The 15,613-nt window shown below is 68.3% G+C and carries 12 protein-coding genes; 6 read left to right on the forward strand and 6 right to left on the reverse strand.

The features are described 5' to 3' along the window. The first annotated feature begins 19 nt into the window (after positions 1-19). Positions 20-859, forward strand: a complete 840-nt coding sequence (locus OG921_RS02025) for an amidohydrolase (protein ID WP_266110661.1) — start codon at positions 20-22, stop codon at positions 857-859. 91 nt (positions 860-950) lie between these two features. Here the strand turns inward: OG921_RS02025 and OG921_RS02030 are convergent, their stop codons facing one another. Both OG921_RS02030 and OG921_RS02035 read right to left on the reverse strand, forming a co-directional pair. Beyond that, positions 951-2,288, reverse strand: a complete 1,338-nt coding sequence (locus OG921_RS02030; protein ID WP_266110662.1) for a lipase family protein — start codon at positions 2,286-2,288, stop codon at positions 951-953. A 260-nt stretch (positions 2,289-2,548) separates the two neighbouring features. Then, on the reverse strand, positions 2,549-3,031 hold the full coding sequence (locus tag OG921_RS02035; protein ID WP_266110663.1) for a DUF456 domain-containing protein: 483 nt from the start codon (positions 3,029-3,031) through the stop codon (positions 2,549-2,551). Positions 3,032-3,140: 109 nt separating this feature from the next. Between OG921_RS02035 and OG921_RS02040 the strand changes: the two genes are divergently transcribed. Beyond that, positions 3,141-4,229: a CaiB/BaiF CoA-transferase family protein gene (locus OG921_RS02040; protein WP_266110664.1), complete on the forward strand. Its 1,089-nt coding sequence runs from the start codon at positions 3,141-3,143 to the stop codon at positions 4,227-4,229. 28 nt (positions 4,230-4,257) lie between these two features. Here the strand turns inward: OG921_RS02040 and OG921_RS02045 are convergent, their stop codons facing one another. Then, entirely contained in the window at positions 4,258-5,721 is a 1,464-nt protein-coding gene (locus OG921_RS02045; RefSeq protein ID WP_266110665.1) for a PLP-dependent aminotransferase family protein, read from the reverse strand. A gap of 60 nt (positions 5,722-5,781) precedes the next feature. Between OG921_RS02045 and OG921_RS02050 the strand changes: the two genes are divergently transcribed. Next, on the forward strand, positions 5,782-6,006 hold the full coding sequence (locus OG921_RS02050; protein WP_266110666.1) for a hypothetical protein: 225 nt from the start codon (positions 5,782-5,784) through the stop codon (positions 6,004-6,006). A gap of 202 nt (positions 6,007-6,208) precedes the next feature. Beyond that, positions 6,209-6,736, forward strand: coding sequence for a methylated-DNA--[protein]-cysteine S-methyltransferase (locus OG921_RS02055; RefSeq protein WP_266110667.1), 528 nt, complete (start codon positions 6,209-6,211; stop codon positions 6,734-6,736). Between the two features lie 7 nt (positions 6,737-6,743). Here the strand turns inward: OG921_RS02055 and OG921_RS02060 are convergent, their stop codons facing one another. After that, positions 6,744-9,365 (reverse strand): LuxR family transcriptional regulator, encoded by a 2,622-nt coding sequence (locus OG921_RS02060; protein WP_266110668.1) that lies wholly within the window; start codon positions 9,363-9,365, stop codon positions 6,744-6,746. Positions 9,366-9,614: 249 nt separating this feature from the next. Then, positions 9,615-12,203 (reverse strand): LuxR family transcriptional regulator, encoded by a 2,589-nt coding sequence (locus OG921_RS02065; RefSeq protein WP_266110669.1) that lies wholly within the window; start codon positions 12,201-12,203, stop codon positions 9,615-9,617. Positions 12,204-12,371: 168 nt separating this feature from the next. Here OG921_RS02065 and OG921_RS02070 point away from each other — a divergent pair, with 168 nt between their 5' ends. Next, on the forward strand, positions 12,372-13,544 hold the full coding sequence (locus tag OG921_RS02070; protein WP_266110670.1) for a hypothetical protein: 1,173 nt from the start codon (positions 12,372-12,374) through the stop codon (positions 13,542-13,544). Continuing rightward, positions 13,528-14,127 (forward strand): hypothetical protein, encoded by a 600-nt coding sequence (locus OG921_RS02075; RefSeq protein WP_266110671.1) that lies wholly within the window; start codon positions 13,528-13,530, stop codon positions 14,125-14,127. The genes OG921_RS02070 and OG921_RS02075 overlap by 17 nt, the downstream gene beginning before the upstream one ends. Positions 14,128-14,139: 12 nt before the next feature. On the opposite strand, the gene OG921_RS02080 is transcribed toward OG921_RS02075, so the two are convergent. After that, the gene (locus tag OG921_RS02080) at positions 14,140-15,429 is read right to left on the reverse strand and encodes an adenylosuccinate synthase (protein WP_266110672.1); all 1,290 of its coding nucleotides are present in this window, start codon (positions 15,427-15,429) and stop codon (positions 14,140-14,142) included. Positions 15,430-15,613: the final 184 nt, after the last annotated feature.

Here is a 15,613-nt window from a genome sequence, read left to right on the forward strand (position 1 = left end):
GTGCGGCATTCTGGTAGACGTGTTCGACGCCCATCTACACATCATCGATCCGCGGTTTCCGCTGATCGAGAACGACGGCTTCCTGCCCGAGCCGTTCACCATTGCCGACTACCAGTCCCGCATGTCCGGTTTCGGGGTGGACGGCGGTGCGGTGGTGGCCGGTTCGTTTCAAGGCACCGACCAGAGTTTTCTGGTATCCGCGTTGCGCCAGCTCGGGCCCGGCTGGGTGGGCGTGACCCAGCTGGACGTCGACGCCACCGACGACGACATCATCTCGCTCGATCGGCTCGGCGTCCGGGCGGTGCGCTTCAATCTCAAGCGCGGCGCCACCGATATCGAGCGACTCACCGCGCAGGCGTTGCGCGCGCATGATCTCGTCGGCTGGCACGCCGAGTTCTACACCGATGGCCCGATCCTCGGTTCGCTCGAACCGGTCCTGGTCAAGCTGCCCGCCCTGAGCATCGACCATCTGGGGATGTCACGGAACGCACAGCGCTACATACTCAATCTCGTCGACCGTGGCGTGCGGGTGAAGGCGAGCGGCTTCGGCCGGGTCAATCTCGATGTGGCGCAGACGTTGCGGCAGATCCACCGAGTCAATCCCGAGGCGCTCATGTTCGGCTCCGACCTGCCCGGCACCAGAGCGCGGCGCACCTTCGAGGCCGCCGATATCGACCTGATCGCCGACTGCGTGGGCGACGATCTCGACGCGGTGCTGCGCACCAACGCCCGCAAGTTCTACCGGCTGCCTACCGAGCCGGGGCCGGCCCCGGGCGGCAACCGCACCCTGGAAATGCCCGCGGTAGCTGCCGCGGCCGGTGGGGACACCGCGCCGCTACCCGCCGTCGAACACGAATAGCACTGCGCGGGTGTGGAGTTCGTGAACTCCACACCCGCGCAGTGGGCAATTGCCAGTCGGCGCCCAAAGTCAGGCGCCCAGTCTCAGGTGCTCAGGCGATCGAGCAGCCCGCGACGGGCTTGTCGGCCAGGCGATCCATGAGGTACGGCATGACATTGTTGGCGACGTAGGCGTCGACGATCTCCGGCCCGAAGTGGCCGGGAATCGTGGTACTCGGCAGCAGCACCGGGAAGTTGTTGGTCCGGAAGGTGATTGGCGCACCCTGACCGCACCAGTCCGTGGCCAGCTGACGAGCCTGACCGTAGGGCACCGTGTCATCGTTGATGCCGCTGGTAATCAGTACCGGACTCGTAGGGGCCAGCCGCCCGATGCGCTGGTCGTCGATAGCGCGCATGGCAATCGGCTCCGATTGCAGGTTCTCCAGCAGCGATCGGTGGTCGCGGGTCATACTGTTGGTCCGCATGAACGGGTGCTTGAGGATGACGTCACCGATGCACTCGTTGCTGGCGGTGACCAGCATCGCCTTGCCCTCGGGCGAGGCGACCCGGTCCAGCACCGCCTGCAAATCCGGGTAGCGCGCGAGGAGGCCGTTGACTGCGAACCCGATCGCGCCGCCGATGAGGGCACCGTCGACCTTGGCGAGCACCGCACCGATATCGGCCGTCGGCGCACCGGCCCAGGTGCCCTTCAGGTTCAGTTCCGGCGCGTACGTCGGCTGCAACTCGGCGGCTGCCGCCGTTGCGCCGCCGCCCTCCGAGTAGCCCCAGAACAGCAGCGGGGTTTCCGGCCCCGTTTCGGAGAGTCGGTTCGCGGCGCGCGCCGCGTCGAGCACCGCGTGCGCGCCCTCGGCGCGGTTGACGTAGGTGTGGACGCCCGGCGTGCCGAGTCCGATGTAGTCGGTCAGAAAGACCCGCGCGCCCATCAGATTCCAGAGCACCGCCCCCGGCAGTTCCTGATTCGCAGACAACGAAAGGGTGCCCGGGTCGACGACCAGTCCGGTCGGGAGTGCGACCGAGATCGCGCACTGGTCACCCTGACCCTGGGTTCCCGGCGCGATGACGACGGTTGGGCGGGGACCCGGCCCACGCCACGGCGCGGCCGAGTCGATGAACGTGCCGGACACCGCGGTCGGCGTTCCGTCCTGCAGACGCGACGTGTACATCACCTTCTGCGCCGGCACCGGCCAGCCGGTGCGCACCGGCACCGCGGCGAGCACGCCCAGCGGTTCGGTCTTGATGATCGCCCCCGGGTCGGCCGAGAACTGCGGCGGCGGGGTGTAGAAGGGGCTGACCGGCGCGGCAGCCGCCGGTGTGGCGCCGAGCGCTGCTCCGGCAACCACCGTAAGCGAAGCGATGACCGCTGCCGTGGCTACGCGACCGAGCCGCACGAAGGTCCCCCGGCGAACGAACCGACTTTCTCGAATCTGCATGTTTGTCTCCCTGACCTCCACCCGCGCGCCGTCGCGCGGATGCTCCCCGCCGGGAGACTGAGAGCGAGACACCCCCGACCTTCGCCCCCCGAGCTACCGCACAGTAACAAACGCCGAGTGCAGCACATCTCTGCTTTCCTAGAGAGTGAGGATCATCACTGCCTGCGCTCGCCACATCGCGCCCCCCGCGAGCGCCGCCTATAGTGCCAAATCGCTGGCCAGACCTGGGTAAACCACTCAGAAATCCGGTCGCGGGCCGCCTAGCTTGCGAGGACGGCCGCCAGCCAAATTCCTGCGGCCGCCAATGCGCCGAAGAGTTCGACCAGCATCGACAGGCCGACCGCCTTCGTCGCGTGCACGGTCGCCGGCCACGCCGGACCCAGGCCGCGCAGCCGCTGCACCTCGGACAGATAGGTGCCGAGCAGGAAGCCGAGGAACAGCCCCACCACAGGCACGACGAAGAAGCCCACGATGCCGAGCAGTCCGCCGACGATGATCGACCGGTTCGGCACACCGGCGTCGCGTAGGCGCCGCCCAGGCCAGGTGTACTTCACGACGCCCGAGACCACCAGCAGCGCCAGACCGACACCGACGACGGTCCATGCCGTTGCCGTACCCACCACGATCGCCCACACCAGCAGTGCGGCGGCGATCAGCACCGTGCCCGGCACGATCGGCACGACGATTCCTGCCAGGCCGATGAGGATTGCAAGTCCGACGAGTAGTTCTCCACCAACGCTCACAGCCTGCGATTGTGGTCGAGAATCGGTCACCTAGCGAGCGTTAGTAATGTCCGGGTTATTGTCGTGTCGTCAACTGCTCTAGCGAGCTAGATCTATCCGAGGAGCATTCGTGTCCACCAAGCAAGGCCCACTCGCAGGCATCCGCGTCATCGAACTCGCCGGCATCGGCCCCGGGCCGCACGCCGCGCTGCTGCTCGCCGACCTCGGCGCCGACGTGGTCCGTGTTCAGCGGGCCGGTGGCCTCCGCCCGGAGGGCACGCCGACCGACGCCCAGCTGCGCAGCCGCACCATCGTCGAGGCGAATCTCAAGGATCCCGCCGACATCGAGAAGGTGCTCGGCCTCATCGAGCGCGCCGACATTCTGATCGAGGGCTTCCGCCCCGGCGTCACCGAGCGCATGGGTCTCGGCCCCGACGTCACGCTCGAGCGCAATCCGCGTCTGGTCTACGGCCGGATGACCGGGTGGGGCCAGGAAGGCCCGCTCGCGCCGGTGGCCGGGCACGACATCAACTACATCTCGCTGACCGGCGTCCTGCATGCGATCGGCCGCAAGGGCGAGCGCCCGGTGCCGCCGTTGAACATGGTCGGCGACTTCGGCGGCGGCTCGATGTTCCTGATCTTCGGCCTGCTCGCCGCACTCATCGAGCGGCAGACCTCCGGCAAGGGCCAGGTCGTCGACGCCGCGATGGTGGACGGCGCGCTCGCCCTCTCGCACATGATCTGGGGCTTCCGCGGCCAGGGCATGTGGAACGACGAGCGTGGCAACAATCTGCTCGACACCGGCATGGCGTTCTACGACACCTACGAGACCTCCGACGGCAAGTACATGGCCGTCGGCGCGATCGAGCCGCAGTTCTACGCCGAATTGCTGCGTTTGCTCGAGCTCGATGCGGCCGATCTGCCGGGCCAGCTCGACCCGGCCGGCCAGGACACCCTGCGCAAGACTTTCACCGAGACGTTCAAGTCCAAAACCCGCGACGAGTGGGCGGCCATCTTCGAAGGCACCGACGCGTGCACGTCGCCCATCCTCACCTTCGCCGAGGCCCCGCAGAATGCGCACGTCGCGGCCCGTGGCGCACTGATCGAGTTGGACGGCGTCACCCAGCACGCCCCGGCGCCGCGCTTCTCGCGCACGCCGAACGGCACCCCGACCGCACCCCCGCGCGTCGCGACGCCGATCGACACCGTCTGGAACTGACGCCAACCACGCCGTCTGGAACTAGGCGCTAGACCACCAGCGACGGCGGACTCGCCGCCGCTGGTGTTCGCGGCGCCACCACTTGGTATGCCGCGGCGATCCCGCTCACCGCGAGGCGAAGATCGGCCTCGGGTTGGGCGTACGGCAGCCGGATGAACCGCTCGAACGCGCCCTCGACGCCGAACTTCGGGCCTGCCGCGAGCACGACACCGAAGTTCGGTGCGGTGGCGGCGAGCGCGCTCGATATCGGGGCAGGCAGCCGCACCCACAGTGACAGCCCACCGGGCCCGGGCGCGACGTGCCAATCCGGGAGCATCTCGGCGAGCGCGTCGAGCAACACGGCACGGCGGCTGCGCAACAGCTCGCGGCGCTGCTCCAGCACCGGTTCCGGTTCGACGAGCAAATGCGCGGCGGCGAGCTGATCCATCACCGGCGTGCCGAGATCGATCGATGCGCGGCTGCCGAGCAACCGGTTGATGAGCGAGGGGTTCGCGCGAATCCAGCCGACCCGCAGGCCGCCCCAGAATGACTTCGACATCGAGCCGACCGACACCACCTCCGGCCCGCGCGCGAACGACGCCACCGGCACCGGAGCGGACTCGTCGAGCCCGAGATCGACCATGGACTCGTCCACCACCACGGTCATTCGGGTATCCCGCGCGATAGCGGCGAGTTCGGCGCGGCCCGCCACGCCGAGACACAGCCCGGTCGGGTTCTGGAAGTCAGGCACCAGGTAAGCCAGTGTTGCTGCGGTTTGCCTTGCCGCACTGCGGATTCCGTCCAGATCCCAGCCGTCACGTTCGGGCCGCATGGGAACCGGGACGGCGCGCGCGCCGACATCACGGACGGCCTGAATGGCGTTCGGGTAGCTCGGGTGCTCGATCAGAACCCGTTCGCCGGGGGCGGTGAACAGGGTAAACAGCAGTCGCAACGCGTGCTGTGCCCCGAGGGTGACGAGAATCTGCGTCGGATCGGTCGACACGCCACGCTCCGTGTAGCGCGCGGCAATCGCCTCGCGCAGTAGCGGAATTCCGAGCGGATCCATTCCGTGCGTCGGCAGGTAGGACGGAAGTTGTTCCAGTGCAGCCGAATACGCGCCTTGAACCTCGGGCGGCGCGGGCAGCGCGGCGTACGACAGATCGACAAGGGGGCGATCGGGTGCGTCGAGCGAGGCCGTGATCCCCATACTCGGCGCCTTCGCCGACGGCGGCAGCGCAACCACGCCGCGGGCACCCTGCCTGCTGATCAGGTAGCCCTTCTCCCGCAGCAGCGTGTAGCAGGATGTGACGGTGGTGCGGCTGACGTCGAGCGTCGCGGACAGGTCGCGTTCGCTCGGCAGCGCGGCACCGAGTGGGACTCGGCCGTCGTGGATCAGCATCCGGATGCTCTCCGCCAGGGCGACGTAGGCGGGTCGCGCGGACCGTCCGCTGTCCGCACGCCACACTCCGAGGTCGCGAACCAACGAGGACGCGCCAATCACCCGAGCAGCCATAAGGCCAGTATTCCGCAACTGGCTATACATTCCAAGTCCAGATTTCGGCACCATGGGTTCATGACCGCAATCGCCACACTGCTCGCAGTGGCGCTGTTCGCCGCCGCGATCTACCACTACGCTCCCCGCACATCGGAGCGGAACCTCTTCCACCTGGACCAGTTCCGCCCCGCCGCACCGCTCGCCGGGCTTCTCCCGGTCGACCACGACCAGCAGCGCCTCTACAGCGATCTGGCCGCGGTGCACGCCCATAAGCCGGAGGACGAGTCCGAACGCGCCGCCTGACCAGTCCAGTTGGCGACAACTGGCCTGCTTGCCTTGTCGCCGCCCCGTCCGCGTTGATCACGAACAGATGGCCCCAATTTCCGGCGTCTCGGGGGCCAGTTGCTCGTGATCAACGCGGGGTGGGGGCCGGTTGCTCGTGATCAACGTGGGGAGCCGGGCCCGCAGCGCGGGCCGTGTCGGTGCCTCCCGGCACACTGAGCGGGTGCTGGCCTACACGCTGTTCGACACCGCGATCGGATGCTGCGGTATCGGCTGGCGCGGGCAGCGGGTCACCCGCCTACAGCTGCCCGAAGCCGACGCCGAGACCACGCGCATCCGATTGGCCCGCGGCGGCGCCGTCGAGGGCGTGCCGCCCGAAGCCGTCCGAGCGGTACGCGACGGCATCCGCGCACATCTCGACGGCGACCTCGACGACCTGCGCTGGGTCGATCTCGACCTCGCCGGTGTCTCCGAGTTCGATGCCAAGGTGTACGCCATCACCCGCGCGATCGATCCCGGCCACACGCTGCGCTACGGCGACGTCGCCCTACGGATGCGCGCGCCCGGTGCCGCACAGGCGGTCGGGCAGGCACTCGGCCGCAATCCCATCCCGCTGATCGTGCCGTGCCACCGCGTGCTCGCCTCCGGCGCGAACCCCGGTGGGTTCTCCGCGTTCGGTGGCGCGGTCACCAAAGCGACATTGCTCGCGATCGAGCGAGCGCCGGGATTCGGGGAGCCCGTCCTGTTCTAAGTGCCGCCTACCCGGCCCAGCCGGGCGCCTTCGTCTCCCCCGACTTCGTCAGCGCCGCGAGCGCATCGCGGTCGGTGACGTCGAGTTTCGCGCACGCCCGATAGAGATGGCCCTCGACGGTGCGGACCGAGACGAAGATACGTTCGGCGATCTGCTTGTTCGTCAATCCGGCGGCAACCAGGTTGGCGATCTCGCGTTCCCGGGCAGTCAGCGGCAACGGCTGCGCCGACACCCGCAGGGCCGGTGTCATCGCTCCGCCGCATTCGGCGGCGTTACGGTTCGCGGCCGCGGCGGCCTCTGCGGTGGCCCGCTTGTTGCCTGCCCGCTCGTGCGCGCTCGCCGCCTGCGCCGACGCGTCGGCGGACGAAAGCAGCGCGCCGATCTGTTCGTATTCGGCAGCTGCAGCGTCCAATTCCGCACCATTGTCCGCGGCCACCGCGGCCGCGTGCCGGGCATGCACGCCGATCAGCCTGCCGCTGAGCTGCGCGGCCAACTCGCCGAGCCGCTCGGCCACGGTGCGGTCCCCGAACCTGGCCGCGGTGTGCAGCGCATCCGCCTCGACCGCGAACTGATGCGCCCCGGCCGCCGAATCACCTGCAGCACGGGCGATCTCGATGCCCCGGGCGACGGAACCCTCGGCCGCGCGCAACCATGCCTCGGCGAGCTCGAGCTGGGACGCGGTGACCGCGAGGTGCGGACCGAAGCGCTGCTGCGCCTCGGCGAGGTTGCGCGCCGCGTCCTCGGACCGGCCGAGCGCCGCGTATGCCTGCACGAGCTCGGTTCGGGCCGGATAGCTCCACGTCGCCGCAGCGTCGGATGCGGTTGCGGCGAGCGCCTGCTCGATCCGTGTTGCCGCGTCCAGGCACCGACCCGAAGCCAGATCCACCGTGGCGAGCAAGAAATTCGCCATCGCCCACGCGAGATACTGCCCGGTAGAGGAGAATTCCAGTCCCCGCTCGGCGTGGGCTCGCGCAGTCCCGAGGTCACCGCAGAACGTCAACGAGAGGATCTCGCCGCGCGCCGCAGTGAAGCGCAGGAGACCGTCGGCCTGTTGCTCGTGCCGATGGAACCGTTCCGCGATCGGCGCGACCTCGGTGCAGCGGCCCATCAGGGCCAGCGACCACATCGCCCCGAACGATGCCCACTCGACTGCGTTGGGCAGCGCCTCCTCGTTCGCGAGCACGGCCTGCGCCTCGCTCAGCGCGTCGTCCAAGCGGTTCTCGAAAGCCGCACATGCGGATCCGAGCCCGGCCACGACTTCCGCGAGCGCCGGATGCGTCACGCGGGCACGGACCATCGCGAGAACCTGGTCGGCACGTTCGGCATCGCCCTTGGACCAGAACAGATTTGCCACCCGGGCGAGACCCCAGCGAACCAGTTGCACCTGATCCAGCGAATCGGGATCGAATTCGGCGAGAATCCGCTCCGCCTCGTCCGGCTGCCCCTGCCACAGCAGCGTCCGGGCGAGCACTTCGGCCGCCTCGAGCCCACCGCCGCGCTCTATCGCAGCGCGCGAAAGTCGCTCACCGAGCGGATGATCCGCGAGCAGCGTCGCGTCCTCGGCCGCCATCGCGAACAACTCCGCGTCGGCCTGCTGGTCGCTCTCGAGTGCCAACTCCGCCAACCGAATTCGGTCCGATGCCGTCTCGAGCGGACGGGTGCGCAACGCACCGACCAACTGGCCGCGCAAGCGCCGCGACGATGCCAGACCGAGCCGGCGCCGGATGACCTCGCCGAAAAGCGGATGCGTGAACTGCACATTCAACGAGCCGCCCTGCGGCACGATCTTCACCAGCCCACGTGTCTCGGCGTCTTCCACTGCCTCCTCGCCGGCGAGTTCGCACAGCACGTCCAGGTCGAGCGGTTCGCAGAAGGTCAGCAGCTTGAGCACTTGCAGGATCTCGTTCGGCAGCTGGTCGACCCGGCTTTCGAGCAACGCAGCGAGCTCGGAGGTGATCTCGGTGCGGCCGCGCAACTGCCAGATCCCACGCACCTGCCGCAACGCACCGGACTCCAGCGCGGCCTCGACGAGGTGGTGCAGGAAAAGCGCGTTGCCGCCGGAGGATTCCCACATCAGATCCGCCGACAGTCCCTCGAGCTTGCCGCCGAGCACCTTTTCGACAAACCCGATGCTCTGCTTCTTGCTGAACGGCGCCAGATCGAGACGGATGAGGTGCCCGTCCTTCCAGAGCGAAGTGACCGCATCGGGCACCGATTCCCCGCTGCGCACGGTGGCGACGATCCGCACTGCGCGGTCGATGGCCAGTTGATGCAGCAGCGTCGCGGACAGTTGGTCGAGCAAATGGGCATCGTCGACGCCGATCACGGAGTGTTCACCGCTGAGCAGCGACTCCCGTGCGGCGGACATGAACGTGACCGGATCACGTGAGGTGGAGGAACTGACCAGGTGCGCAAAGACGCCCAACGGAATGCTGCGCGCCGACTCGGTACCGGCGACCCAGCGCACGGTTGAGCCCAACGACCGCGTCGCATTGCGAGCGAGCGTTGTCTTGCCCACGCCGGCATCGCCGGTGAGGATTACGCCGCACCTGTCCGCTCGCGTCGACAACGCCGTTCGGATCACGTCGAATTCAGTGCGTCGCTCGACCAAAGGCCAACTGAGCGCCATGGCTTCAGATTCTAGAGTCACTGGCATCCGAATTCATTCCTATAGTCGGCCGCGCGGCACGCGGAACCTTCGGATCAGGCGTCGGTGCCCGATCGCCTTGCCTGCAGAACCGGCTCAGGTTCCGCTCCCGAGTGGGTCGTCGGCCGGTTCAGGACTCAATCATCGCCCCGCGAAACGGTCTCGGCGCGAGTAGTCGACTACTCGAATGCGCGTAATCCGGTGCTTTCCGCGCCCCCTACGGGCCCGGCGCTAGCCTGCGCTCTGGACGGCCTTCGCGAGACCATCCCGGTCCGGGACGTCGAGCTTGGTGCAGGCCCGATAGATGTGCCCCTCGACGGTGCGCACCGAGACGACGAGCCGCTCCGCGATTTTCTTGTTGGACAACCCCTGCGCCACCATCGAGGCAATCTCGCGCTCGCGCCCGGTCAGCGGCAGCGGATGTGCCTCGGCGCGCAGCGCGGGCGTGCGGGCGTCGTCGCACTGCTCCGCGAGCCGGAAAGCCAGACCGGACACTTTGGTCTTGTCTCTGCGCTCGTGCACCCGCTCGTAGGCGGCCGCCGCCTGCGCAGCGGCATCGGCGGCGAACAGCAGGGCGCCGAGTCCCTCCCAGCGCGCCGCGACCGCAGCCAGCGCGGCGCCGTCCTGCTCCGCGACCCCGGCAGCGTGCGCCGCCTGCACCTGCACCGTTTCACCGTCGATCGCGGTCGCGAGTTCGGCCAACCGTTCGGCCACCGTACGGTCGCCGAACCGGGCGGCGGTAAACAGCGCGTCGGCCTGGACGGCGAACCGGGACGCAACACCGGCCGCCTCGGCCGCGACGTGCATGTGCGCGATCGCCGCGGTCGTTTCGCCGCGCGCCGCCGCAAGCCAGCCGCGCGCCTGTTCGAGCTCCGCGCTGAACAACACCCGGATTCCGCCGACGAGCCGCTCGACCCGCTCGATCGCCTCCTCGGCGGCGGGCACATCACCGAGCGCAGCACACGTCATGCAGAGGAAGCTCGACGCGAGAAACTCCCACACATAGCCAACGCCACGCAGCGCGGCGATCGCCTGGGTGAACTCGATCTGTGCCGCACGCAGCCGGCCGCGCTGCAGCAGCACCAGGCCGAGCAGGACGCCGGCCTTCGCCCGCGCGGGTTGCTGCCCGACTGCGAAGTCCAGGTATCGGCGTGCAGCGTGCTCGGCGGCGTCGCACGGCCCGAGCGTGATGTAGAGCGGGACCTCGGCGAGGCCGAGATTGAACCGAAGCAGACCGGACGCGCCCTGAGTCGCGGCGATCAGCCCTTCCTCGACGAGCCCGCTCACCTCGTCGAGCCGACCCATCTGCCCGAGCGCCGATGCGGCCGTGAACGACGCCCAGCCGCGCGCCACCGGCATACTCCAGCCGGAGTCGAGCACCGCGCGCGCCGAGCGCAACGAATCCGCAAGCCGCCCACCGAATTGTGCCTGCAGCATTTCAACCAGGTCGACGGTGGCCGGGAACGTCAACCGGGTCCGGGCGTTATCGAGCACATCGCTCGCCCGTGACGAATCGGCGAGACCCCAAAAGAGATTCGATGCCCGGACGGTCGCGAGGATGAGCAGCTCGATCTCGTTCATCGCCGCGGGATCGGCCTGCGCGAGCACCGTCTCGGCTTCGGCGGCCTTGCCCTGCCATGCGGCGGCCACGGCGAGCAGCAACTGCGCGGGCAGCCCACCTCCATCCAGCCAAGCGTGCCGCGCGAAGCGCTCGGCCACCCCAACATCACCCAGCGTCAACGCATCCGACGCGGACGCGGTGAGCGCCTCGATCGAGGGTGGATCATCGCTGCCGATCGCAAGGTCGACGATCCGGATCCGGTCGCTGACGTGATCCGTGGGCCGATGCGAAAGTTCTTGCACAAGTTCACTTCTGATCCGACGGGCATCGAGCACGCCGGTCGCGGACCGGACCACCTCGCCGTAGATCGGGTGGCTCGCCGTGACCGACAACCGGTTCGACGGACCACCGATCTGCACCATCCCCGCCCGCTCGGCCGCCTCGACTGCGCCGCGGCCGCGCAGTGCGACCACCAAGTCGAGATCGAGGCTGCCACCGAACGCGAGCGTCTCCATCACCCGCATGACCGGTTCGGGTAGCTGCTCGAGTCGCGCGGAGACCAGCGCGGACAATTCCCCGGTGATCACGGTTTCCCCGCGCAGCTGCCAGACACCGGCCTTCTCGCGCAGATGCCCGGCCTGCCGCGCCCCTTCCACGAGGTGGCGCAGGAACAGCGGGTTGCCGCCGGAGGTTTCGAAGATGCGGTCGATGCTCACCGTTTCGACCGGGCCGCCGAGCGCAGACTCGACCACGGCGGCGGTTTCCCCCCGGGTAAACGGGCTCAGGTCGATCCTGGCCAGCAGATCGTCCTTCCACAGCGCGCTGATCGCGTCCGGAATCTGTTGCCCGGTGCGAACGGTTACGACAAACGAGGCGGCGTGCTCGATCGCCAACTGATGGACCAACGTGGCCGACAACTCGTCGAGCATGTGCGCATCATCGACCCCGATGAGCACATCGCCACCGCCGCCGAGCAATTGCGCGCGGGCAGCCCGCAGCACGGTGTGCGGTTCGGCGGCGCCGGCGACATCGACGAGATGAGTGAGCGCACCGAGCGGAATGCCGCGCGCGGTTTCGGTCCCGGCCACCCAACGCGCCCGCGCGCGAGCCGCCTGCACGGCGCTGCGCGCCAGCGTGGTCTTTCCGACACCGGGCCCACCGACGAGCACCACACCGGTATGGCGGTTGCGGGAACGAAGTTGGCCGGCAACCGTCTCGACGTGCCGCTGTCGCACTACGGTCGGCCACCCGGACGGCATGCAGCGAGTCTATGGGCACAGCCCTGCACTATCCGCTGGATCGTCATGTGGAGCGCCGTGTCGTGCAAATGGAGTACTGCGTTACTCGTGCCGTTGGAGCGGAGCCCGCGAACTCTTAGGGGAAGCGGCGTGCCGTCGCTGCAGCGAGCCATCGAGATTGGAGGGGTCGTGTCGGGGACCATCAGGCCACGCACCGGGCGTGGCGCACGGTTCGTCGCGGCCTCGGTGCTGCTATTCGGTGTGTTCGAGATCGGCGCGGGGCCATTTCTCGATACCGCCCCGGTCGCGCATGCCCAGATCGCGCATACGCAGTCGAGCGACGACCTCGTCTCCGACCCGACACTCGCGACAGCCGGCGAGACGGTGGCGCCCGGCTCGTCCGTCACCGTCACCGGCACGGGCTGGAACTGCTCCTCAGCCGTGTCGATCACAGCGGAGTGGGCTCCCGGATCCGGGCTCGAAACCGATGTGGTCGACGGCGGGTTGACAGCCGCCATCCCGGTCGACGGCGATGTCGAACCCGGCACGTACACCATCTCGGCACAACAAATCCCGGCCCCCCGAATCGCGTCTCCCCCCACAGTGGGGGGTGCCACGGCCGTCAGGGAATGCGCGAGCGCGAGTGAGAGCCAGTCCGCCACGGTAGAGGTGGTCGCACCAGTTCGTCCCACGCTCGATGTGCAGGATTCGACGGTGGCGCAGGGTTCGTCCGCCAGAGTCATCGGCACGGGCTGGAACTGCTCCTCCACCGTCTCGATAACACCGGATTGGGCCCCCGGATCGGGGCTCGAAACCGATGTGGTCGACGGCGAGTTGACGGCCGACATCCCGGTGGGCCGCGACGTGCAACTCGGCACGTACACCATCTCCGCCATGCAAACCGCGTCCCAAGTAGACCCGGCCACCGATTCCACAGCCGTGGTGGAGTGCGCGAGCCAGTCCACCATGGTCGAGGTGGTGGCGGGCGTGACGGCGAGCACCACGCCAGTGACTTCCACTCCTGTAACGACTTCCACTCCTGTAACCACCACCACAGGCGACCGGAAGGACGCGGCGAGTTCCGCGCCGAACTGGGAAGTTCCCGCGGCACTGCTCACGTTGGCTGTGGCGCTGGGTGCGGCGACATTGATTCGGCGCATGAGAAAGTCACGCCGGCAACGTGATACACGGCCCACCGAACCCGATCGGGTGCATGTGCGTCCGAACCCGGATCCGCGTCCGCGGATGGACGTGACCACACTCGACGGACCACCGCCCGGTCCGGTCATTCGGGTGAGTGCGCACCGCGGCAATCACATCGCCACACTCACAGGAGACGAGTCCGATGAACCACCCAGCTGAAGTCACCGCGCTCGACGTATTGCTCGGCACGCCGGGACGGCCTGCGGACGGCGCAGACCTGACGACCGTCCTCGATCGGCGCGGGGCCACCCGGGCGGCGCTGCACGGCGTATCGGGCATACCCGGCCAACTGCTTCGCTCAGTCGAGCGGCAGGTGAACGAGACTGTCGCGGGTCTACTGCAAGTCGACGTCGGCAGCACGCTGATCGAAGGGTGGCGGCGTTATGCGCTCCTCTCCGACGCCGCGCGGCGCACGCGATCGGGTAGCCGAGAGATAGTGCCACTGGCGCAACACACCGTCACGTCGAACCACAACCCCTGGATCGGGATCGAGACCGATGGCGTGACGATCCGCCGGATCGACCTGTATCTGACGATCACTGCGGTGCTGCATGGTGTCGATGCCGTCGTCGCCGACGCGAAGCTGATCGCGGTGGGGTCCGGCGACTGTGCCGTTACCGTCGCATTCGGGGTGGCGCCGCAGGGTGAACTGATGAAGCGCCGACGGGAATTCGCCGTTGGGGCGATCCTTCGGATACCGCGTCCGGTCCCGCTGCTCGCCGATTTTCGCGGGGTCGCGTAGTTGTAGCGGCCCTCAAGCGAGGACGTCGTGCCGAACGATCGTCTGATCGCGGCCGGGGCCGACACCGATGCAGGACACCCGGGCACCGGAAAGTTCCTCGAGGCGCAGCACGTAGTTCTGCGCGTTCTTCGGCAGATCCTCGAAAGTGCGGGCGTGCGAGATGTCCTCCCACCAGCCGGGCATTTCCTCGTAAATCGGGCGCGCATGGTGAAAACCGGTCTGCGTCATGGGCATTTCGTCGACCCGCTCGCCATCGACCTCGTACGCGACACAGATCGGCACCGTGTCGAGCGTCGACAGCACGTCGAGCTTGGTGAGGAAGTAGTCGGTGATCCCGTTGACCCGGGTGGCGTAGCGCGCGATCACGGCATCGAACCAGCCGCAGCGGCGGGCCCGTCCGGTGGTCACACCCACCTCGCCGCCGGTCTTGGCGAGGTACTCACCCGACTCGTCGAACAACTCGGTCGGGAACGGACCGGAACCGACGCGCGTCGTGTAGGCCTTGAGGATGCCGAGGACGGTGTCGATCCGGTTCGGGCCGATACCGGAACCCACCGCCGCGCCGCCCGCGGTCGGGTTGGACGACGTCACGTACGGGTAGGTGCCGTGGTCGACGTCGAGCAGCGTGCCCTGTGAGCCTTCGAGCAATACCGTGTCGCCGGCCTCGAGCGCGGTGTTGAGCCGAAGCCGGGTATCGCAGATGCGGTGTTTGAATCCCTCGGCCTGCGCGAGCACCTCGTCGACCACGTGCGCGGGGTCGAGCGCACGGCGGTTGTAGATCTTCACCAGGAGCTGGTTCTTGATCTCGAGCGCGGCCTCGACCTTTTGGGTGAGGATCTTCTCGTCGAGCACATCGGCGGCGCGGACGCCCACCCGCGCGATCTTGTCCTGATAGCAGGGGCCGATCCCGCGGCCGGTGGTGCCGATCTTCTTGTTGCCCAGGAAGCGCTCGGTGACCTTATCGATGGCCACGTGGTACGGCATGATCAGGTGCGCGTCGGCGCTGAGCAGCAACGATGTGGTGTCGACGTTGCGCTTCTCCAGGCCGGCGAGCTCCTCGAGCAGCACACCCGGATCGACCACGACACCGTTGCCGATGACGTTGGTGACGCCCGGGGTCAGGATGCCGGACGGAATCAGGTGCAGCGCAAAGTTGTCCCCGTTGGGCAGCACGACGGTGTGGCCGGCGTTGTTGCCACCCTGGTACCGGACGACCCACTGAACGCGGCCGCCGAGCAGATCCGTCGCCTTGCCCTTGCCTTCGTCGCCCCATTGGGCGCCGATCAGGACTATTGCCGGCATGGTCTCTCCTGCGTCGATGTGCACCCGGCTTCGCCGGCCGCGTGGTCAATGTGCAGCCGGCTTCGCCGGCCGCAACGGTGTCCGATTGCAGCGCACCTTCGGAAGCTGCAGCGTCTGCCGTCGGAGGCATCGGCCGGGAGGCCAGTCTAGTGCAGGGCGCGGACGCGCCTCCAACCGAACACGC

Source organism: Aldersonia sp. NBC_00410 (assembly GCF_026342035.1).
GTDB lineage: Bacteria > Actinomycetota > Actinomycetes > Mycobacteriales > Mycobacteriaceae > Aldersonia.